We start from the raw sequence: 21,356 nt of genomic DNA on the forward strand, positions 1-21,356 counted from the left end.
CCTATGACCGAATCTATTCCTCAAAGAAAAATAATCCATGTCGATATGGATGCTTTCTATGCTTCTGTGGAGCAGATGGATAATCCTGAATTGAAAGGGAAACCATTGGCTGTTGGAGGAAATGAGGTGCGTGGAGTAGTATCGGCAGCGAGTTATGAAGCGAGAAAATTTGGTGTACGTAGTGCTATGAGTGGCATACAAGCGAAACGATTATGTCCAGAATTAATATTCGTCCGACCAAGGTTTGATCGCTACAAAGAAATTTCCAAACAAATCCGCAAAATTTTTCATGATTATACCGATTTGGTCGAACCTCTTTCTCTAGATGAGGCCTATCTCGATGTAACTGTAAATAAGAAGGGAAATCCGAGTGCTAGCTTGATTGCTCAGGAAATCCGACATCGAATATTCAATGAAGTTGGCTTAACAGCATCTGCTGGGATTTCCATTAATAAATTTGTCGCTAAAATTGCTTCGGATTATAACAAACCAAATGGTCAGAAAACCATTAACCCAGATGAAGTGGAACCTTTCTTGGAAGGTTTGGATGTGAAAAAGTTTTATGGTATAGGTAAAGTTACTACAGAAAAAATGTACCAGTTGGGTATTTATACCGGTGCCGACTTAAAATCGAAATCCTTAGAGTATTTAGACGAGCATTTTGGGAAAAGTGGTAGGCATTATTATTATTTGGTACGTGGCATATCACATAGCGCTGTTAAGCCTAATAGAACAACAAAATCGGTCGCTGCTGAACATACGTTTTATACGAATCTGACTTCGGAAATTTTTATGGAGGAAAAATTGGAGCGAATCGCTGATGAACTTTCTCGACGTCTTCAAAAGCATAAAATTTCAGGAAAAACAATTACACTTAAAATCAAATACAGTGATTTTACCCAGCAAACTAGGAGTAAAACCTTGCCTTATTTTATTTCGGATAAAGGTTTATTGTTCGAAAATGCTAAAGAATTATTGTATCAAGAACGTATGAAGGATTCTGTTCGTTTGTTAGGAATTTCATTGGCTAACTTGAATACGGAGATAAAAAAAACCGTAGTCGTTCAACTACGGTTTGAATTTTAATCGGTATTGTAAAATTAAACTATTTCAGAAATACGTAAGGTGTTTACCATTCCTTTGTCAACCACAGGCATCGCCGCAAGATTTACTAAAATGTCCCCTTTTTGTACATAACCTGTTTCGTAGGCAATAGCATTAATGTCATCAATAGTATCATCTGTACTTACAAACTTGTCATAGAAAAAAGCATGTACACCCCAAAGTAAATTCAATTGGGTTAAGATACGTTTGTTGGATGTGAATACCAAAACATGTGCGTGTGGACGCCAAGCCGAAACTTGGAAAGCGGTATAGCCACTATTGGTTAAAGTGGTGATGGCTTTTGCTTCGATATCGTCTGCTAAAATGGCAGCGTGATAGCAAATATGTTTCGTGATATAACGATTGGTTTTGATTTGAGGTTGCTTTTGTGGTACCTGAATTAGTGGTGAATCTTCTACCGCTTCAATGATTTGTGTCATTTTTTCGATAACCTGCACGGGGTAATTTCCAACAGAAGTCTCTCCCGAAAGCATTACAGCATCTGCACCATCCATAACTGAATTGGCAACGTCATTTACTTCTGCACGTGTTGGAGTTAAGCTTGTAATCATCGTTTCCATCATTTGTGTTGCTACAATTACTGGAATACGCGCTAATTTTGCTCTATTGATTAATTTTTTCTGAATCAAAGGAACTTCATGTGCAGGAAGTTCTACACCTAGATCACCACGAGCTACCATTAAACCGTCGCAATGCGCTACAATTTTGTCAATATTTTCAACTGCTTCAGGTTTTTCTATTTTAGCTACAATTGGAATTTTATGATCCGAATGTTTTTCGATCAAATCTCGTAAATCTTTTAAATCCTCTGGAGTTCTTACGAAGGATAAAGCCAACCAGTCTACTTTATTTTCGATAGCGAAAATAGCATCTCTAATATCTTTTTCAGTCAATGCAGGTAAAGAAACTTTTGTATTGGGTAAATTCACTCCTTTTTTGGATTTCAGCGGACCACCCTGAATTACTTTACAAACCACTTTTGCTTTTTTATCAGTTGAAACGGCTTCAAAAATTAATTTTCCGTCATCCAATAAAATGCGTTCACCTGGGTTAACATCTTGAGGGAAGGTTTTGTAAGTCATGTATACATTATCCGGTGTTCCGGGAACATCGTCAGTAGTTTGGAAAGTGACCAAATCACCTTCGTTTACAACAACATCTTCTTTCATAACTCCAACGCGAAGTTTGGGTCCTTGTAAATCGGCTAAAATGGCAGTTGTATAACCACATTCGTCGTTTATTTCTCTGATGATTCGGATTCTTTCGGCAACATCTGTATAGTCGGCATGAGAGAAATTGATTCGGAATACATCAACTCCGGCTTCCATCATTTTTTGGATCACTTCTTTTGTACTACACGCTGGACCTAGGGTAGCTACAACTTTGGTCTTTTTTCTTGTTGGCATCGTTAAAAAATTAAATTGTTTTTCGATTTGATCTCATGAACATCTACTTCATACACCGTGTTGATAGAGTCAATCTTTTTAATTTTACTTATTATTTCTTTAATATCTATTTGTTCGTCATGTTCTATTTTTAGAAAATAATCCACTTTTTTGAGTTCATTAATCAAATTAACCTGATTTACCACAACATCATCGTCAAAAAGTGAGTTGTTTTTGACTTGAACCGGCATTTCAATTTCTTGTTTGTTCTGAATTAAATCCCATGCCATCATGGCAATTTCATCTTCAAAAGTAAACCTTGAAAATGAGGTTTTTTGTTTGTTGATTTCAATAGGGATTTCGTCTTCGTTTTTAGAAAGTAAAATTTCTAACTGTTGATTTATTTTGAATGCTAACCTGAAATCTTCCAAGGTTGTGTGTATGGCAATAAGATCATAATCTACTTGGTCAAAATCCTCTAACTGTAATTTATGAATGGCCATATAATTCAAAATAAGATGTAAATATACTATTAATAACCGACTTAAAACAGTATAAAACGTTAGCTTTTTGCTAATTTATTAACGAAAACGTTTGAGTTTTAGAAAGATAGCTTCTATTTGGAATCAATTTTGGATTGAAAAACGAAATAGGCTCTTTTGGAAGCAATTTCTTCTGCTTTCTTTTTTGAAGTTGCACGAGCTTTGGCCACAACTTTACTGTCAATATGTAGTTTAACACCAAAGTATTTTAAATTACCGGTGCCGTTGTCGTCGTATACTTCGTAGTTGAATGATTTTTTTTCTTTTTGGCACCATTCAATCAGCAAACTTTTGTAACTGATGACTTTGCCTTCCAAGCGATCAATATCAACGTAGGGTTTGATGATTTTTCGATGAATGAATTTTTCGCAGTATAAAAAACCTTTATCAAGGTAAATGGCGCCTATAAATGCTTCAAAAATATTACCATGTACATTTTCTCCAAAATGCTGCGGAGCTACCTTGCTTTCCACAAATTGAATCAAGTTAAAGTCTTTCCCTAATTCGTTAAGGTGTTCACGGCTCACTATTTTTGAGCGCATTTTTGTAAGGTAGCCTTCATCTCCTTTGGGTACTTTGTTGAAAAGATGCGCTGCAATCACTGAGCCCAACATAGCATCACCCAAAAACTCCAAACGTTCATAATTGATTGGGTTTCCGTTTTCATCCGTTTTATTCATGGAACGGTGAGTGAATGCTTTTTTATAATGCTCTAGGTTGTTTGGCTTAAAGCCGAGTAATTTCTCGAGTTTATCAAAAAAAATCCCGTCTTCAGGCGAACGGGAAGTTTTAAATATTTTTTTAATAATACTCATATAGAGGAATTAATCAATTTTTTTGAATAAAACACAAGCATTGTGACCACCAAATCCGAAAGTATTACTCATAGCTACTTTAATTTCTCTCTTTTGAGCTTTATTAAGTGTTAAGTTTAACGAAGGATCAATGTTTTCATCCACTACGGAGTGGTTTATGGTTGGTGGAATAATTCCATGTTTTATGGCTAAAACTGAAGCAATCGCTTCAATAGCTCCGGCGGCACCAAGCAAGTGTCCGGTCATTGACTTTGTAGAATTGATATTGATGTTTTTAGCATGATCTCCAAAAACAGCACTGATTGCTTTTAATTCTGCTACGTCTCCAAGTGGAGTTGAAGTTCCATGAGTATTGATGTGTTCAACATCCTCAGGCTTCATACCGGCATCATTTAAGCAGTTTTGCATAACGGCAATTACCCCAATTCCTTCTGGATGTGGTGCTGTTAAGTGATACGCGTCTGAAGACATACCTCCACCGCCTACCTCACAATATATTTTTGCTCCTCTTGCTTTTGCATGTTCGTATTCTTCCAATACCAAAGCGCCTGCTCCTTCGCCTAGAACAAAACCGTCTCTTGTTGCGTCAAAAGGTCTTGAGGCACTTTCTGGGCTTTCGTTTCTGGTTGATAAGGCTTGCATTGAATTGAATCCACCCATACCAGCAATGGTAACGGCAGCTTCTGAACCACCTGAAATGATTACATCACACATTCCTAAGCGGATGTAATTGAAAGCATCAATCAAAGCATTGGCAGATGAAGCACAAGCAGAAACTGTTGTGTAGTTTGGGCCCATAAATCCATTACGCATTGAAATATGTGCTGGTGCAATATCGGCAATCATTTTAGGTATGAAGAAAGGGTTGAAACGTGGTGTTCCGTCACCTTTTGCATAGCTCAAAACTTCTTCTTGGAAAGTTTCCAAACCACCAATTCCTGCACCCCAGATAACACCAACTCTGGCTTTGTTAACATTAGAGTCTGTTATTCCGGCATCTTTAATGGCTTGATCCCCTGCTACAATAGCATATTGGGCAAATTTGTCCATTCTGCGGGACTCTTTTTTGTCAATATAATCTTCAACATTGAAGTTTTTTACTTCACAGGCAAATTTTGTTTTATGTTTTTCAGTGTCATAATACGTGATTGGTGCAGCACCGCTTTTACCGTTAATTAGACCGTTCCAATATTCTTCAATTGTGTTTCCTATTGGGGTAAGTGCTCCTAATCCTGTTACTACTACTCGCTTTAATTGCATCCTTAGTTGGTTTTGTTTGATATAAAAAAACCCATGGTACTTTTAATTAACTAAAAGAAACAATGGGTATTACATAATATTTTATGATTGTAATACAATCAATGTTTTTACAAATCTACAAAAGATTTTGATAAAGACAGTAAAAAATAATAACATCTGTAAGGTATTGCACTTACAGATGTTGGGTAGTATTATTATTTTTTAGCTTCTTCGATGTAAGAAATAGCTTGACCTACAGTAGCAATGTTTTCAGCTTGGTCGTCTGGAATTTGAATGTCAAATTCTTTTTCGAACTCCATAATTAGCTCAACAGTGTCTAATGAATCAGCTCCTAAATCGTTAGTGAAGCTTGCTTCTGTAACAACTTCGTTTTCGTCAACACCTAATTTGTCTACGATAATCGCTTTTACTCTTGATGCAATGTCTGACATAATCTTTAATTTTAAATTTTAATTAGTTGGCAAAAATAAAAAAATTATTTTACAACCACTTTTTTAGTTAATAAATCTAACTACGAATTTAGAAAATTAATTTCACAAAGAATACCATTTTTAATTATTTGTCATTTATTATTCTTTTTTTTGCGTAATAAAAATTACATCTGCGCTTAAAATCCAATGGGTTTATAGTCAACACTTTTAACAACACAACAAATGAAAAAAATTGTAATATTCGCTTCGGGCTCAGGCTCTAATGCTGAACAAATCATATTACATTTTAAAAACAGTAAGCAAGGAAACGTAGTCGGTATTTTGTCTAACAATCTGCATGCCAAAGTGTTAGAAAAGGCGAAAAACCATAATATTCCTTTTGAAACCTTTACCAAAGAAGAGTTGAATAATGGATTCGTATTGCAAAAAGTTGAAGAATTACAACCTGATTTAATTGTTTTGGCAGGTTTTCTTTTGAAATTTCCTTCGGATATTATTTCGAAATACCCAGATAAAATAATTAATATTCATCCGGCACTTTTGCCAAAATTTGGAGGTAAGGGAATGTATGGAAGGAACGTACACCAGGCTGTTTTAGATAATAAGGAGAAAGAAACTGGTATTACTATTCATTATGTTAATGACCATTATGATGAAGGTGGGGTTATTTTTCAACATTCGGTTACAATCGAAGGCTGTACAACTGTCGATGAGATAGCCCAAAAAGTTCATGAATTAGAATATGAATTTTTTCCTTTAATTATTGAAAAGCTACTTACTAAATTAAATTAATAGTTTTAATTGTCACATCAAGTTCACATATATACAGATGGTGCCGCAAAAGGCAATCCTGGTCCAGGAGGATACGGGGTTGTTATGGAGTTAGTTGGTACTGCATATAAAAAAGAATTTTATGAAGGATTCCGATTAACCACAAATAATCGGATGGAGCTATTAGCGGTAATTGTTGGTTTGGAGAAGCTTAAGAATCAGAACATGAAAGTTTTGGTGGTCTCTGATTCGAAATATGTAGTTGATGCAGTTGAAAAAAGATGGGTTTTCGGTTGGGAGAAAATTGGTTTCAAAGCCAAAAAAAACCCTGATTTATGGATGCGTTTTTTAAAAATCTACCGTCAACATCAAGTGGATTTCAAATGGATCAAAGGACATAATAATCATCCACAAAATGAACGCTGCGATCAATTAGCTGTTATGGCTTCTCAGCAAAATAAATTGGCTGTCGATTCGTTTTATGAAAATGAAGCTGACAAACTGCTTTGATTTCCTTAATTTTATACAATGCGAAAACTATTTTATCTCATTATTGGGTTTTTTCTTTTAGGGTTTGCTCAGTTGACTCATCCGTGGAAGCTTGATTTGGATAAAGAGGATATCAAAATATATGTCAGAAAATCGGACTCTTCTTCAATTAAGGAATATAAAGCGGTTATGGAGGTTAAATCTCCTATGGATACTGTTTTAAAAAAAATACTAGACATTAAAAACTTAAAAAACTGGAGTTATAAAACCAATAATTCAGTTTTGATAAAAAAACTTTCAGATACAAGTTGGGTGTTTTACATTCAAAATAATTTTGATTGGCCTATAAAAGATAGGGATCATGTTTCTAAGGTTGTCTTGACTCGGAAAAAAAAGGAATGTACTATAATGCTTTCTGCTGCAAATAATATCGTTAAAGTTAATCCTAAGATTATTCGCATTAAACGCTTTAGAGGTTTTTGGAATCTTAAGAAGATAGATGAGTCAACTACTTTGGTAACACAACAATTATTCGGTGATCCTGAAGCAAATGTGCCTGCTTTTGTGATCAATTCGATGTTGAGTAAAGCACCTTATGAAACTTTCAAAGTAATGAAATATCAGTTGGAAAACAGAACTAAAAATTCTGTTGGGAAGAACAAAAACTAAATTGTATCTTTGTGCCTTAATTTTCAATTCGTTTTATGAACAAATTATTAATTGTAGGAACAGTAGCTTTTGATGCTATTGAAACGCCGTTTGGAAAAACTGATAAAATTTTAGGAGGAGCTGGTACTTTTATCGGTCTTTCTGCATCTCATTTCAACTTACAATCTGCAATCGTTTCGGTTGTAGGAGAGGATTTTCCCCAAGAATATATCGATTTGTTGAAATCAAGAAATATTGATGTAACTGGTCTTGAAGTAGTCAAAGGAGGAAAGACATTCTTTTGGAGTGGAAAATACCATAACGATTTAAATTCTCGAGATACTTTAGTGACAGAACTAAATGTATTAGCCGATTTTAAACCTGTCGTTCCGGAAAGTTTCAAGAATTCAGATGTTGTAATGTTAGGAAACTTACATCCTTTGGTTCAAAGTAGTGTTTTGGATCAATTGACAGCTAAACCAAAATTAGTGGTTTTGGATACAATGAATTTCTGGATGGACTGCGCTTTGCCGGAATTGAAAGAAGTTATGAAACGTGTTGATGTAATTACTATCAATGATGAAGAAGCTCGTCAATTATCAGGTGAGTATTCATTAGTAAAAGCAGCAGCTAAAATTCAAACTATGGGACCAAAGTATGTTGTGATTAAAAAAGGAGAACATGGCGCTTTATTATTCCATGATACTTCCGTTTTCTTTGCTCCAGCATTGCCATTGGAAGAAGTATTCGATCCGACTGGAGCTGGTGATACATTTGCAGGAGGTTTTTCTGGATTTATTACGCAAAGTGAAAATATTTCTTTCGAAAACATGAAAGCAGCTATCGTTCATGGTTCTAATTTGGCCTCTTTCTGTGTAGAGAAATTCGGTACAGAAAGAATGGTGAGCTTGACCCAAGAAGAAGTGAAAAGCAGATTAAAGCAATTCAAAGCATTGACGCAATTTGACATAGAATTAGCATAAAAAAAGTATGGCCTCGATTTTCGGGGCTTTTTTTATTTAAATAACAACAACACAACATTTTCTGAATTCTTTTCAGAAGCACAACTAACAGTATGAGTGACGCGATAAAACATGAGTGTGGTATTGCACTTTTGAGATTAAAAAAACCTTTAGAATACTACAAAGAAAAATACGGAACAGCTTTTTACGGTGTCGAAAAAATGTACCTTCTGTTGGAAAAACAACACAATAGAGGTCAGGATGGAGCTGGTTTAGCAAGTATTAAATTAGATGTTGAACCAGGTGAACGATATATCAGTAGAATACGTTCCAATCAGGCGCAACCTATTCAAGATATTTTCGGACAAATCAATGGTCGTATTAATGAAGAGCTTGAAAATCACCCGGAATATTTGAATGACGTAACCTTGCAAAAAAAGCACATCCCTTATGTTGGGGAATTGTTTTTAGGACACGTGCGTTATGGCACATTTGGTAAAAACAGTATCGAAAATGTTCACCCTTTCCTTCGTCAGAACAATTGGATGCATCGAAATTTGATTGTGGCTGGAAACTTTAACATGACTAATGTTAAAGAGTTGTTTCAGGATTTAGTACAATTAGGACAACATCCAAAACAAATGGCGGATACTGTTACTGTGATGGAAAAAATCGGTCATTTTCTAGATGATGAAGTAACCGACTTATACCAAGAATGCAAGAATGAAGGTTTGTCAAAACAAGAAGCATCGCCAGTTATTGCTGAACGATTGAATGTAGGTCGAATTTTACGTCGTGCCTCTAAAAACTGGGATGGTGGTTATGCAATGGCAGGTTTGTTAGGTCATGGTGATGCTTTTGTAACTCGTGACCCGGCAGGAATACGACCAGCTTATTATTATCAGGATGATGAAATTGTGGTGGTTGCATCTGAAAGACCGGTAATTCAAACGGTTTTCAATGTGCCTTTCGAAGCTATTGAAGAAATTACACCTGGACATGCATTGATTATCAAGAAAAATGGTACGGTGATCGACGAGAAAGTACGGGAAGCTTTGGATAAAAAAGCGTGTTCATTCGAACGAATTTATTTTTCTCGTGGTAGCGATGCTGAAATTTATCAGGAACGCAAAGAACTAGGTAAGCTAATAATGCCGGCGGTTTTAAAAGCAGTTGATAATGATACTGATAATACTGTTTTTTCGTATATTCCAAATACAGCAGAAACCTCATTCTACGGTATGGTGGAAGCGGCCAATGATTTCTTAAATCAAAGGAAAATAGCAACTATTTTAGAGCATAAAGAGTCATTGTCAGAAGAGAAATTACAAGAAATTCTTTCGGTTAAACTTCGTTCTGAAAAAATCGCCATTAAAGATGTCAAATTACGCACCTTCATTACCGAAGATAGCTCCAGAGATGATATGGTTGCACATGTATATGATGTTACATATGGTGTGATTCAGCCTACAGATAATTTGGTTATCATCGATGATAGTATTGTTCGTGGGACTACTTTGAAAAAGAGTATCATCAAGATGATGGATCGTTTAAATCCTAAAAAAATTGTGGTGGTGTCATCGGCGCCGCAGATACGTTACCCAGACTGCTACGGTATCGATATGGCTAAATTGGAAACATTAGTGGCTTTTCAGGCGATGTTGGAATTATTGAAGGATAGTAATAAATATCATTTGGTGGACGAGGTATATGCGAAGTGTAAAGCGCAAGAACATTTTAGTGATGCCGAAGTGGTAAATTATGTGAATGAATTGTACGAACAATTCACCGATGAACAAATTTCAGATAAAATTGCTGAGATGCTTACCGAACCTTCGGTGAAAGCCGAAGTGAAAATTATCTTCCAAAGTGTGGCCGATTTACATAAAGCTTGTCCTAAAAATTTGGGTGACTGGTATTTTACCGGGAATTACCCTACAGATGGAGGGAATCGTGTAGTAAACAGGGCGTTTATGAATTTTTATGAAGGGAAAGACGCAAGAGCATACTAAAAGGACTACAAAAATGTCTTTTATCGACTTTATTTACAATTCACCGATTAAGTTTGGCGAGATTGTATCCTGAATCTATATTCGCATCACCATTACATAAGTAGGTTAAGTTTATGGTAGATTTGGGGCAAAAAAGGCGGGCTTATTAGTTCCGCCTTTTTTATTTTAAGGTACTTCTGATTCAACTTCGAATCTTCTAACTAAATTTAATGAGTGCTAACCCTATCAACGATTTTTTTTACAATTCAACGATTTATTTTGAAGTTCAATAAGTGCTGATATACATTCGCTCTACCATTACATAAGTAGGTTAAGTTTATGGTAGATTTGGGGCAAAAAAGGTAGGAGCGATCCTGCCTTTTTTATTTTTCAATTGATTTCATTTTAACCTTTATAAGAGTGTTGGATTAGTCGAGTTGCCATTGTTGATTAAGATGTTTGCCTTGTCGATTTTATTGGTAGTTTGACGACTTTCTTTGGTATCAAGATAGAACCGCTATACATTTGAATCACCATTACATAAGTAGGTTAAGTTTATGGTAGATTTGGGGCAAAAAAGGTGGAACTAATACGTCCACCTTTTTTATTCTTTGTTAATTATTGATTCAAATAAAAAGCCAGACAATTGTCTGGCTTTCTCTTTTTAAATCGATGTATTATTTTGCAGCTGAAAAACGTCTTGCCACTTCTTTCCAATTAATTACATTGAAGAAAGCCTCGATATAGTCAGGACGACGGTTTTGGTAGTTAAGGTAGTAAGCGTGTTCCCAAACATCCATACCTAAGATTGGTGTGCCTCCACATCCAACACCAGGCATTAGAGTGTTGTCTTGGTTTGGAGTACCGCACACTTCTAATTTTCTGTCTTTTACACATAACCATGCCCATCCTGAACCGAATTGTGTGGTTCCAGCTTTGGCAAAAGCTTCTTTAAAAGTGGCGAAGCTTCCGAAAGCTGCATTGATCGCGTCAGCTAATTCGCCAGTAGGTTCACCACCACCGTCAGGTGACATAACTGTCCAAAACAAATTGTGGTTGTAAAATCCACCACCATTGTTGCGAATCGCTGCTTTGGACATATCTAAATTAGAAAGAATATCTTCAATTGATTTGCCTTCTAATTCTGTTCCTGCTATTGCAGCATTTAAATTAGTGGTATATGCATTGTGATGTTTTGAATGGTGAATTTCCATTGTTCTTGCATCAATATGTGGTTCTAATGCATCATATGCATAAGGTAATTGCGGTAACTCGAAAGTCATACTATTGTCTGTTTAAAGATTAATAAATAAATATTTTCAAAATTAATCATTTAACTTTGGAAAAGGAAATAGTTATTTTTTATTTCGCTATAAATTAATCTCTATACGCAAATCTCTCTTGAAAAAACCAGCTTTCTCAATATACAACGCTTCTGCGGGATCCGGTAAGACATATACACTGGTTAAGGAGTATTTGAAAATTATCCTTACCTCCAAAAAAGATGACGCGTATAAATCTATTTTGGCTATCACGTTTACCAACAAGGCGGTTCATGAGATGAAAACCCGTATCGTAGAAAGTCTTTTCGATTTTACTAAAGACAATCCCAGCGATAAATCATTGGGTTTAATGCAGGATATTGCTACAGATACTGGATTGGATTTGTACAAGATTACCGAAAAATCGAAAGCAATCATTAAAAATATCATTCACAATTATGCAGCTTTTGATATTTCGACCATTGATAAATTTACACACAAGGTGATTCGCTCTTTTGCGCATGATTTGGATTTGCCTGTTAATTTTGATGTGTCATTGGATACTGAGAATCTGTTGCAGGAAGCAGTTGATGCAATTGTTGCTCAAGCGGGAGAAGATGAAGTGTTGACAAAGTTGTTGGTGGATTTCACCATGGAGAAGACAGATGACGATAAATCATGGGATGTTTCAAGTGATATTTTTACGACAGGAAAGTTAATCTTGAACGAAAATTATCGGGAAGAAGTAGTCTCACTGAAAGAGAAACAAATACCGGAGTTCATTGCGCTAAAAAATAAGTTGGTCGAGGTGTGTGATCGTATTGAAAAGGAGTCTGCTGATTTGGCTTCGGAGGCTTTGCAATTGATCGAATCCAATGGAATTGATATGAAATCTTTTTCTTCGGGCTATTTTCCAAATCATTTGAAAAGTATTCAGGATAAAAAGTTCAATCCTTCGAATAAAACCTATCATGAATTTGAAGATGTCAAAATCAACAAATCGGCTAAAGATCGATCTGTTATAGAAGGAATTATTCCGCAACTTCTGTCTAGTTTGGCTTTGGTATATCAAAAAATGGAGAAAAAACATTTTTATGAAGCTTTTCTCAAAAATATAACACCACTCTCACTTTTGAATACTGTAAGTAATCAATTGGCCAAAATTCAAGAAGAACAAAGTATTTTGTCAATTTCCGAATTTAATAAGCTAATCAACGAACAAATTCAAAATCAACCGGCGCCATTCATATACGAACGATTGGGCGAACGCTACAAGCATTTTTTTATTGATGAATTTCAGGATACTTCCCAAATGCAGTGGCAAAATCTGATTCCGTTAATTGATAATGCCTTGTCTAGCGAAGACTTGCAGGGAAATCAGGGTTCTTTGTTAATTGTAGGCGACCCAAAGCAGTCAATTTATCGTTGGCGTGGTGGAAAAGCAGAGCAATTTATTGATTTGACAAAAAGGAAAAATTACCCTTTTAGTAATCAAGATTTCAAAGTGTTTTCTCTTGAATCCAATTATCGTAGTTATGATGAAGTAATTCATTTTAATAATGATTTTTTTCGTTTCCTAGCGGATAAGTTTGAAAATGAAGATTATAAGGATTTGTATTTAAATAAGAGTTACCAACGTGTAAATAAGAAAAAAGGAGGTTTTGTTAATATCACTTTTTTGGCAGAGTTGGAAGATATTGAGGATGAAGAGTTGACTGTTAATGAGATGTATCTTCAGAAAACATTTCGAACCATACAGGAAGTACAAGAAAAAGGATTTTCTCTAAGAGATATTGTATTGCTTACACGAAGTAATAAACATGGGGTTTTATTGGCCAACTACTTGACTGAACATAAAATACCTGTGATTTCCTCAGAAAGTTTATTGTTGGATAGTTCGTCAGAGGTGCAGTTTTTATTAAATACACTTCGATATTTGAATGATAAAAAGGATAAAGAGTCGCTGGCACACGCGTTGTATTATTTGGCTAAAAATTACGAAACGGGATTTTCGGTTCATGATTTTATAAGCGCCGGAATTCGTTTTGAAAATGAAAACGAATTGCAACAATGGTTTCAAGGTTTTGAAATTAACCTCGATTTTAAGGCCATTCGCAGAAAATCACTTTATGAAATTGTCGAAAAGTTGATTTTAAACGGAATAACATCCGAAAAAAACAATGCTTATGTACAATTCTTTTTAGATGTGGTTTTAGAAAGAGATGTGAAATATCAGATGAGTATAGGTGATTTTTTGGAGTATTGGGAGAAGAGTGGAAGTAAATTGAGTGTGCCTTCTGCAGAAGGTTCTAATGCGATTCGGATTATGACGATTCATAAATCCAAAGGTTTAGAGTTTCCGGTGGTTATTTTTCCTTTTGCTGAAGAAGATTTTACAAGGAACAAGGGTGAGAAAATTTGGATTGAAGCAGACGAAACGGAAATGGGTATGGCTAAGGCTTTAGTGGCTAAAAACAAAGATGTTCAAAGATTTGGTGAAGAGGCGGCACTTGTGTACAATCAGAAAGCACAGGAAGATTTATTGGATAATATTAATGTTTTGTATGTGGCACTGACCCGAGCTGAGGAACAACTGTATGTGATTTCGTGCAAGAAAAAAAGAAATAAGGAAGGAAAGTTACCCAATAATTTGGCTTCTTTTTTTATGGAATTTGTTGAAGATAGTCTGTTTTTTGAGGAAAATAAAATGAGCTATGATTTTGGGTCTCCAGAGAAAGTGTCGGTAAGTAATGAATTGGTTACTGCGATGGAGACAATTAAAGCACAACATGCTGTAATTGCTTCCGAATCGATTAAAATTGCTCAGCGAGAAGCGTTAATGTGGGGAACAGTTCAGCAAGAAGCTATTGAATTCGGGAATATGATGCATGAAATATTATCTTTTGTAACAACCAAAAATGATGTTGATTTGGCAGTGATTAAGGCAGTAGAAAGTGGCTTGATTTCCGAAAATCAAAAAGATACTGTCGCTGAAAAACTTCGAAGTATAGTGAGTCATTCTGAATTGCAGGACTTTTTTGCTGAAGGCAATAGAGTGTTCAACGAAAGGAGTGTGCTTAAAAAGAATGCGAAAACCATGATTCCTGATCGTGTCGTTATTCAGGGTAAAACGGTTTTTTTGCTGGATTATAAAACCGGAGCACATCAATCGAAATATGAAAAACAGCTGGCAGAGTACGAGTTGGTTTTAGAAGAGATGGGATATAGTGTTGACAAAAAAACACTTTTATATATAGGTGAAAATTTAGAAGTAGTACATTTGTAACGCTAAATAATAACCGATTACACTAATTAATATTGACATGTACGGAAAAATTAAACAACACTTGCAAAATGAATTAGATACAATTACGGCAAACGGATTGTATAAAAAAGAACGAATCATTACTTCGCCACAAGGTGCTGAGATTACTGTAAATGGTGAAACTGTTTTGAACTTTTGTGCCAATAACTATTTGGGATTGTCTTCTCATCCTGAAGTAGTTCAGGCAGCGAAAGATGCGTTGGATAGTCATGGTTTTGGAATGTCGTCGGTGCGTTTTATCTGTGGAACTCAGGATATCCATAAGGAATTGGAGGCAACTATTGCAAAATTTTATGGAACCGAGGATACTATTTTGTATGCTGCAGCTTTTGATGCTAACGGTGGGGTTTTTGAGCCATTGCTGGGTGAAGAAGATTGTATTATTTCGGATAGTTTGAATCATGCTTCCATTATTGACGGGGTGCGTTTGTGTAAAGCTGCGCGTTATCGTTATGAAAATAATAATATGGCTGATCTGGAAGAACAGCTTAAAAAAGCGACGGCGGCCGGTCATCGTTTTAAATTGATTGTAACAGACGGTGTTTTTTCCATGGATGGTTTAGTAGCGCCATTGGATAAAATTTGCGACTTGGCTGATCAATACGATGCTATGGTTATGGTGGATGAATGTCACGCAGCAGGTTTTATTGGAGCTACCGGAAAAGGAACATTGGAAGCCAAAAAAGTAATGGGCCGTGTGGATATAATTACGGGCACATTAGGAAAAGCCTTAGGAGGTGCAATGGGAGGTTATACAACCGCAAAAAAAGAGATCATTGAGATTTTACGCCAACGTTCTAGGCCTTACTTATTTTCCAATTCGTTATCGCCGGCTATCGTTGGTGCTTCGTTGAAAGTTTTCGAATTGTTGGAAAAAGATACTACGCTTCGTGATCAACTAGAGTGGAATACCAATTATTTTAAAGAAGGTATGAAAAAAGCGGGCTTCGATATTATAGATGGAGATTCTGCTATTGTGCCAGTAATGCTTTACGACGCGAAGCTTTCCCAGAACATGGCGGATCAATTGCTTCAGAAAGGAATTTATGTAATTGGTTTCTTTTTTCCTGTTGTACCAAAGGAAAAAGCTAGAATTCGAGTACAACTTTCGGCGGCACATACTAAAGAACATTTGGACAAAGCAATTAATGCTTTTACAGAAGTTGGACTGGAACTAAATATAATAAAAAAATAATTTTTTCGAGAAAGAAGTCGATTTTTTTAACAATTCATTTTGTAATTAATTATTTACGACTTACTTTTGTCACAATAACGTATTGTAATCAAATAAAATTAAGTATGAAACATCTTAACAAACTTTTTGTTTCCATGTTGATGGTTGCTGGTTTGAATGCAAATGCTCAAAGCAGTGATAACCCATGGGCAATATCTTTTGGAGCTAATGCAGTAGATACTAGAACTAGTGCTGGAGTAAAAGATTTTAATTTAAACGAGCATTTTTCGCAATTTTTTAAAGTAGACGACCACTGGAATATCATTCCATCGGTAACTTATTTGTCAGTTGCTAAAAATGTTGGTGGTAACTTTTCAGTTGGAATTACTGGATCAGTTAACAAAATTTCTAAATGGGTTGATATTGCTCCTGGAACAACTTCTACAACTGTAGTTTATAATCCAGGTGATTTTATGTATTATGGAGCTGACGGTAAAATCGCATATAGCTTTAAATCATTAATCGGAAGCAAGTGGTTCGATCCTTCAGTTCACATTGGTGGAGGTTACACTTGGATGGATAAGCAAAGTGCTGGAAATGCTAACTTTGGTGCTGGTTTGACTTTATGGTTAACTGAGCAAGTTGGTCTATCTTTAAGCTCTACTTACAAAAAAGCATTTACAGACAGAATTGATGAGGATGGTGCTTTAGATGTACCTTCTGTATTCCAACACATGGCAGGTTTAACTTTCCAATTCGGAGGTAAAGACACAGATAATGACGGTATCTATGATAAAGATGATGCTTGTCCTGAAGTTGCTGGTTTAAAAGAATTCCAAGGTTGTCCTGATACTGACGGAGACGGAATCCAAGACAAAGAAGATGCTTGTCCTGAATTAGCTGGTCCTAAAGAATTAAATGGATGTCCTGATACTGACGGAGACGGAATCGCTGATAAAGATGATGCTTGTCCTGAAACTCCAGGTTTAGCTAACTTACAAGGTTGTCCTGATTCTGACGGTGACGGTGTAGCTGATAACAAAGACAAATGTCCTACTGTTGCAGGTCCAAGAGAAAACGGTGGATGTCCATGGCCAGATACTGACGGTGACTCAGTTCTTGACAAAGATGACAAATGTCCAGATGTTAAAGGTACTGTAGCTAATAACGGTTGTCCTGAAGTAAGCGAAGACGTAATGAAAAAATTAAACGACTACGCTAAAACTATCTTATTCGATACTAACAAAGCTACTTTCCAAGAAAGAACTTACCCAGTATTACAAGCAATGGTTGCTATCTTAAAAGAGTACCCAGCTTCTAACTTCTCTATCGAAGGTCACACTGATTCTGACGGTAAAGATGCTACTAACTTGAAATTATCTGAAGATAGAGCTGCTGCTGTTAAAAACTACTTAGTAGAAAACGGAGTTGATGCTGCTAGATTAACATCTGCTGGTTTCGGTGAAACTAAACCAATCGCTTCTAATAAAACTAAAGCTGGTAAAGCTCAAAACAGAAGAGTTGAAGTGAAATTATCTAAATAATTTCCTCTAAAATAAATTCTTTAAAACGCTCCGGTTTCGGAGCGTTTTTTTTATTTTTATGATATGACAGTTAACTCTTTTCTTGATAAACTCGCCAACCATATACTTAAAAACAGTACAGGAGATCTTTCCGAAAGTATTATTGTTCTTCCGAACAAAAGAGCTAGAGTATTTCTTTTGGATATCTTGAAAAACAAGCTGGAAAATCCTTTTTTTGCTCCTACAATAATCAGTATTGAAGAGTTTGTTCAAGATTTAGCTGGTATAAGATCCGTAGATCAAATTGAATTGCTCTTTGAATTCTACGAAGTTTACCTTGGGTTAACAGCTATAAATGAGCGACAATCCTTCGAAAAATTTGCCAATTGGGCGAAAACGCTACTTCAAGATTTTAATGAAATTGATCGTTATCTTTTGGATTCCCAATATGTTTTTTCTTACTTAAAGGATATTGAAGTTTTAAAACGTTGGGAGTTAAATCAAGAGGATCGAACCGATCTTATTGATAAACAATTGGATTTCTGGGATAGATTGCCATTGTACTATGAGAATCTTAGTAATCATTTACTTCAAAAAAATATAGGTTATCAAGGTTTGATTTATAAAGAAGCAGTAAACAATCTTGAGTTTTTTTCATCTAATTTAAAGTCAGAAAAATTAGTATTTGCAGGTTTTAATGCGTTAAACCAAGCAGAAGAAAAGATTATTCAACATTTAATAGCATTGGATAAAGCTGAAATTTTATGGGATATCGATGCTGCTTTCATTGCTGACCCCTATCATGATACCGGATTGTTTGTAAGACGTTTCAAGGAAAAATGGATATATTACAAGAATCATCCGTTTGAATGGATTGTAGACGAATTTTCGCAGGAAAAACATATTGAAATTATTGGCACTTCCAAATCAATAGGACAAGCTAAAATTGCATCATCACTTATTCATGATATTATATCAGAGAACGAAGCGGTCAAATTGGATAATGTAGCTCTAGTATTAGGAGATGAAAACCTTCTCATTCCCATTTTACACTCGTTGCCTGAAAATGTCGGTAGTCTCAATATCACGATGGGCTATTCTAGCAAAAATAACCCCGTCCAAATTTTACTTGCAAAGCTTTTTAAAATGCATGGTAATGCCATTAATCGTAATGCGGAGAGCTACGTAATGTATTACAAAGACGTTTTGGATGTTTTGTCTAATCCTATTATTGAGTCCTATGTTGATGCTTCCAATTTGATTGCTACAATTAAACGCAACAATTATACTTTTATAACGCATCAAAAAGTAATGTCATTGCAGGGCGAATATAATCAGCTTTTTGGTTTATTGTTCGGAAAATGGAATCTAAAACCTATTGCAATTTTGGAGCAAATAGCGCAAATATTACTTCATATTAAACAGAATTTGGCGCATAATGAACAAGAGGACAAATTGGTTCGTTCCTTTTTGTATTCAATATTTAAAGTAATTAATAAGCTGATTTCGTATTGTGCTAAAAATGATTATGTAGATTCGGTTGATGTATTGCATACAATATACAAACAGGTTATCGATGTTGCTGAGGTTTCTTTTGAAGGTGAACCACTCTCCGGCTTGCAAATCATGGGAGTTTTGGAAAGTCGAGTGCTTGATTTTGAAACTGTGATTATCACTTCTATGAACGAAGGAAAATTTCCAGCAGGTAAAGGTGCGAATTCATTCATTCCATATGATGTTAAAAAAGAAATCGGTTTGCCAACTTTTAAAGAGAAAGATGCAATTTATACCTATCATTTTTATCACTTATTGCAAAGAGCGAAACGAATTTATTTATTGTATAATACCGAAAGCGAAGGTTTGGATGGTGGCGAAAAGAGTCGATTCATTACGCAATTGGAAGTTGAAAAAAAGAAAAATCATACTCTGATTCATAAAATTATACAGCCACATGTGCCCAATATCGCTCATGAGAATTTGTCGATCCCAAAGTCGGAAAGCGTTATCCTAAGACTTAAGGAAATTGCATCAGGAAAAGGATTTTCGCCTTCTGCTTTAACAACGTATATACGAAATCCGATTCAGTTTTATTTTCAACGATTATTGTCGATTAAAGAAGTCGATGAGGTCGAAGAAAATATTGCATTGAATACTTTAGGGACAATTATTCATAAGACTTTGGAGGAATTGTACAAGCCATTTCTGAACAAGTTCCTTTCTGTACAAGATGTAGAAAATATGTTGACATTGGCAGATGCTGAAGTATACAATCAATTCAAAGAAGTGTATAAAGAAGGTGAAGTCAAAAAAGGGAAAAATCTTTTGGCTTTCGAAGTGGCAAAACGGAATGTGTTCAATTTTCTAAAAGATGAAAAGAAACTAATAGAACAAGGAGATGCTGTTAAGGTGCTTGATTTGGAAAAACAATTAAAAGCTGAATTGAATGACGATCGTTTGCCGTTTCCAATTGTAATCTCTGGAAATGTTGACCGAATCGAAATTCGGAATAATAAACTTCGCATTATTGATTATAAAACCGGAAAGGTAGAAGCTAGAAATTTAGTGATTTCGGACTGGAATGGTTTAACATCGGATGTTAAAAATGAAAAGATAATTCAGCTATTGTGTTATGCTTTTATGTATGAGGAGTTCACAAATGGAATGGAGATGGAAGCGGGAATTATTTCTTTCAAAAACATGAAAGCGGGATTTATGCCTTTTGGTTTTAAACAAGGCAAAGAACTTCAAACGAACATTACTAAAGATGTTTTAAGTGAATTTAAAAATGAATTAGTTGGTCTTGTAAATGAAATTCTTGACGACAATCTGCCATTTGAAGAAAAAACGATCTAGATATTTCCAAAGAAATCAATAAGTACCGACAATAGTTGCTCTTGGTTTTCGATATGACTCATGTGTCCGTCAGGGAAAGTTATTAGCTTAACTGAAGTTCCTTCGATTTGTAAAATTGTATCTTCATACGTAAGAACTGGATCTTTCTTTCCTAAAATTAAAAGAATGGGAAATGTAGCTTGGTGTAATATAACTTCTCTATCTTTTCTAACTTTCATACCTTCCAAAGCTGAAATTATGCCTTGTAAAGGAGTTCGCAACGCTTCTTGTTTTACAGCTTCAATTTCTTTTGTTAAGTTTTCTCGATTTTCTTCACTGAATAAATTGGCTATCGACATGCTTACAAAAGTCGCAGCGTTTTGTTTCACTGCTTTTATGGCTCGCATTCGATTCAATTTACGTTCATGACTGTCTTCTTTTGAAGTAGAATTGAGCAACACCAATCCTTTGACCATTTCGGGATATAGTTCAGAAAATGCCAAAGAAACATAGCCTCCCATGGAGTGTCCTGTAAAAACGGCTTCGGAAATATGCAAATGGGATAAAACGGCATGAACAACGTCAGCCATATCTTCCATAGTGTGCATATAACTCATACTCTCGGTTTTTCCATGTCCAAGTAAATCAATGGTAATTACACGGTATTGTTTCGAAAGATAATCGGTATAAAAATGCCACATAGTAGAATTTTCTAGAAAGCCATGTAAGAAAACCAAAGCCATTCCACTTCCACTATCCGAATAAGCAATTTTTATATTTTTGTAAAAAATAGAATTCAAAGTCTGTAATTATAGTAACAA

General features: G+C 35.3%; 17 protein-coding genes. 10 read left to right on the forward strand and 7 right to left on the reverse strand.

The genetic code is table 11. From position 1 onward, the window contains the following. The first annotated feature begins 3 nt into the window (after window positions 1-3). Window positions 4-1,086, forward strand: a complete 1,083-nt coding sequence (gene dinB, locus ACS8MM_RS14255) for a DNA polymerase IV (protein ID WP_379718094.1) — start codon at window positions 4-6, stop codon at window positions 1,084-1,086. Window positions 1,087-1,100: 14 nt separating this feature from the next. Here the strand turns inward: dinB and pyk are convergent, their stop codons facing one another. The 5 genes from pyk to ACS8MM_RS14280 all read right to left on the reverse strand — a co-directional run bounded on the left by pyk (window position 1,101) and on the right by ACS8MM_RS14280 (window position 5,558). Then, a complete protein-coding gene (gene pyk, locus ACS8MM_RS14260) occupies window positions 1,101-2,531 on the reverse strand; it encodes a pyruvate kinase (RefSeq protein ID WP_379718096.1) in 1,431 nt (476 codons plus the stop codon). A 2-nt stretch (window positions 2,532-2,533) separates the two neighbouring features. Beyond that, the gene (locus ACS8MM_RS14265) at window positions 2,534-3,013 is read right to left on the reverse strand and encodes an IPExxxVDY family protein (protein ID WP_379718098.1); all 480 of its coding nucleotides are present in this window, start codon (window positions 3,011-3,013) and stop codon (window positions 2,534-2,536) included. Window positions 3,014-3,126: 113 nt separating this feature from the next. Further along, window positions 3,127-3,867 carry a ribonuclease III gene (rnc, locus tag ACS8MM_RS14270; RefSeq protein WP_379718100.1) on the reverse strand — a complete coding sequence of 247 codons (741 nt, stop codon included), beginning with the start codon at window positions 3,865-3,867 and terminating at the stop codon, window positions 3,127-3,129. A 9-nt stretch (window positions 3,868-3,876) separates the two neighbouring features. Beyond that, the gene (gene fabF / locus ACS8MM_RS14275) at window positions 3,877-5,127 is read right to left on the reverse strand and encodes a beta-ketoacyl-ACP synthase II (RefSeq protein ID WP_379718102.1); all 1,251 of its coding nucleotides are present in this window, start codon (window positions 5,125-5,127) and stop codon (window positions 3,877-3,879) included. Between the two features lie 194 nt (window positions 5,128-5,321). Further along, entirely contained in the window at window positions 5,322-5,558 is a 237-nt protein-coding gene (locus ACS8MM_RS14280; protein WP_007137004.1) for an acyl carrier protein, read from the reverse strand. Between the two features lie 222 nt (window positions 5,559-5,780). Here ACS8MM_RS14280 and purN point away from each other — a divergent pair, with 222 nt between their 5' ends. The 5 genes from purN (at window position 5,781) to ACS8MM_RS14305 (ending at window position 10,440) form a co-directional block, all read left to right on the forward strand. After that, the gene (gene purN / locus ACS8MM_RS14285; protein WP_379718104.1) at window positions 5,781-6,350 is read left to right on the forward strand and encodes a phosphoribosylglycinamide formyltransferase; all 570 of its coding nucleotides are present in this window, start codon (window positions 5,781-5,783) and stop codon (window positions 6,348-6,350) included. A gap of 9 nt (window positions 6,351-6,359) precedes the next feature. Continuing rightward, the gene (gene rnhA / locus ACS8MM_RS14290; protein ID WP_379718106.1) at window positions 6,360-6,839 is read left to right on the forward strand and encodes a ribonuclease HI; all 480 of its coding nucleotides are present in this window, start codon (window positions 6,360-6,362) and stop codon (window positions 6,837-6,839) included. Window positions 6,840-6,857: 18 nt separating this feature from the next. Then, window positions 6,858-7,487: an START domain-containing protein gene (locus tag ACS8MM_RS14295; RefSeq protein ID WP_379718108.1), complete on the forward strand. Its 630-nt coding sequence runs from the start codon at window positions 6,858-6,860 to the stop codon at window positions 7,485-7,487. Between the two features lie 35 nt (window positions 7,488-7,522). Then, complete coding sequence (locus ACS8MM_RS14300) at window positions 7,523-8,449, forward strand: PfkB family carbohydrate kinase (protein WP_379718110.1); 927 nt, start codon at window positions 7,523-7,525, stop codon at window positions 8,447-8,449. Between the two features lie 92 nt (window positions 8,450-8,541). Beyond that, entirely contained in the window at window positions 8,542-10,440 is a 1,899-nt protein-coding gene (locus tag ACS8MM_RS14305; protein WP_379718112.1) for an amidophosphoribosyltransferase, read from the forward strand. Window positions 10,441-11,096: 656 nt separating this feature from the next. Here ACS8MM_RS14305 and ACS8MM_RS14310 read toward each other — a convergent pair. Continuing rightward, window positions 11,097-11,702 (reverse strand): superoxide dismutase, encoded by a 606-nt coding sequence (locus tag ACS8MM_RS14310; protein WP_379718114.1) that lies wholly within the window; start codon window positions 11,700-11,702, stop codon window positions 11,097-11,099. A 118-nt stretch (window positions 11,703-11,820) separates the two neighbouring features. On the opposite strand from ACS8MM_RS14310, the gene ACS8MM_RS14315 reads away from it, so the two are divergent. The 4 genes from ACS8MM_RS14315 (at window position 11,821) to ACS8MM_RS14330 (ending at window position 20,556) form a co-directional block, all read left to right on the forward strand. Then, window positions 11,821-14,967: a UvrD-helicase domain-containing protein gene (locus tag ACS8MM_RS14315; protein ID WP_379718116.1), complete on the forward strand. Its 3,147-nt coding sequence runs from the start codon at window positions 11,821-11,823 to the stop codon at window positions 14,965-14,967. Between the two features lie 37 nt (window positions 14,968-15,004). Beyond that, entirely contained in the window at window positions 15,005-16,201 is a 1,197-nt protein-coding gene (gene kbl / locus ACS8MM_RS14320; RefSeq protein WP_379718118.1) for a glycine C-acetyltransferase, read from the forward strand. A gap of 104 nt (window positions 16,202-16,305) precedes the next feature. Next, window positions 16,306-17,724 carry an OmpA family protein gene (locus tag ACS8MM_RS14325; protein WP_379718120.1) on the forward strand — a complete coding sequence of 473 codons (1,419 nt, stop codon included), beginning with the start codon at window positions 16,306-16,308 and terminating at the stop codon, window positions 17,722-17,724. A 63-nt stretch (window positions 17,725-17,787) separates the two neighbouring features. After that, window positions 17,788-20,556: a PD-(D/E)XK nuclease family protein gene (locus ACS8MM_RS14330; protein ID WP_379718122.1), complete on the forward strand. Its 2,769-nt coding sequence runs from the start codon at window positions 17,788-17,790 to the stop codon at window positions 20,554-20,556. On the opposite strand, the gene ACS8MM_RS14335 is transcribed toward ACS8MM_RS14330, so the two are convergent. Further along, window positions 20,553-21,335: an alpha/beta fold hydrolase gene (locus tag ACS8MM_RS14335; RefSeq protein WP_379718124.1), complete on the reverse strand. Its 783-nt coding sequence runs from the start codon at window positions 21,333-21,335 to the stop codon at window positions 20,553-20,555. The two genes, ACS8MM_RS14330 and ACS8MM_RS14335, sit on opposite strands and share 4 nt — an antisense overlap. Window positions 21,336-21,356: the final 21 nt, after the last annotated feature.

Source organism: Flavobacterium sp. MAHUQ-57 (assembly GCF_051908335.1).
Taxonomy (GTDB): Bacteria; Bacteroidota; Bacteroidia; order Flavobacteriales; family Flavobacteriaceae; genus Flavobacterium.

Excerpts from the sequence above, each read along its gene's own strand:
- rnc (WP_379718100.1), bottom strand. The coding sequence starts at position 3,867 with ATGAGTATTATTAAAAAAATATTTAAAACTTCCCGTTCGCCTGAAGAC.
- ACS8MM_RS14280 (WP_007137004.1), bottom strand. The coding sequence starts at position 5,558 with ATGTCAGACATTGCATCAAGAGTAAAAGCGATTATCGTAGACAAATTA.
- dinB (WP_379718094.1), top strand. The coding sequence starts at position 4 with ATGACCGAATCTATTCCTCAAAGAAAAATAATCCATGTCGATATGGAT.
- ACS8MM_RS14265 (WP_379718098.1), bottom strand. The coding sequence starts at position 3,013 with ATGGCCATTCATAAATTACAGTTAGAGGATTTTGACCAAGTAGATTAT.
- ACS8MM_RS14310 (WP_379718114.1), bottom strand. The coding sequence starts at position 11,702 with ATGACTTTCGAGTTACCGCAATTACCTTATGCATATGATGCATTAGAA.
- ACS8MM_RS14330 (WP_379718122.1), top strand. The coding sequence starts at position 17,788 with ATGACAGTTAACTCTTTTCTTGATAAACTCGCCAACCATATACTTAAA.
- kbl (WP_379718118.1), top strand. The coding sequence starts at position 15,005 with ATGTACGGAAAAATTAAACAACACTTGCAAAATGAATTAGATACAATT.
- ACS8MM_RS14295 (WP_379718108.1), top strand. The coding sequence starts at position 6,858 with ATGCGAAAACTATTTTATCTCATTATTGGGTTTTTTCTTTTAGGGTTT.
- ACS8MM_RS14300 (WP_379718110.1), top strand. The coding sequence starts at position 7,523 with ATGAACAAATTATTAATTGTAGGAACAGTAGCTTTTGATGCTATTGAA.
- ACS8MM_RS14325 (WP_379718120.1), top strand. The coding sequence starts at position 16,306 with ATGAAACATCTTAACAAACTTTTTGTTTCCATGTTGATGGTTGCTGGT.
- pyk (WP_379718096.1), bottom strand. The coding sequence starts at position 2,531 with ATGCCAACAAGAAAAAAGACCAAAGTTGTAGCTACCCTAGGTCCAGCG.
- ACS8MM_RS14305 (WP_379718112.1), top strand. The coding sequence starts at position 8,542 with ATGAGTGACGCGATAAAACATGAGTGTGGTATTGCACTTTTGAGATTA.
- fabF (WP_379718102.1), bottom strand. The coding sequence starts at position 5,127 with ATGCAATTAAAGCGAGTAGTAGTAACAGGATTAGGAGCACTTACCCCA.
- purN (WP_379718104.1), top strand. The coding sequence starts at position 5,781 with ATGAAAAAAATTGTAATATTCGCTTCGGGCTCAGGCTCTAATGCTGAA.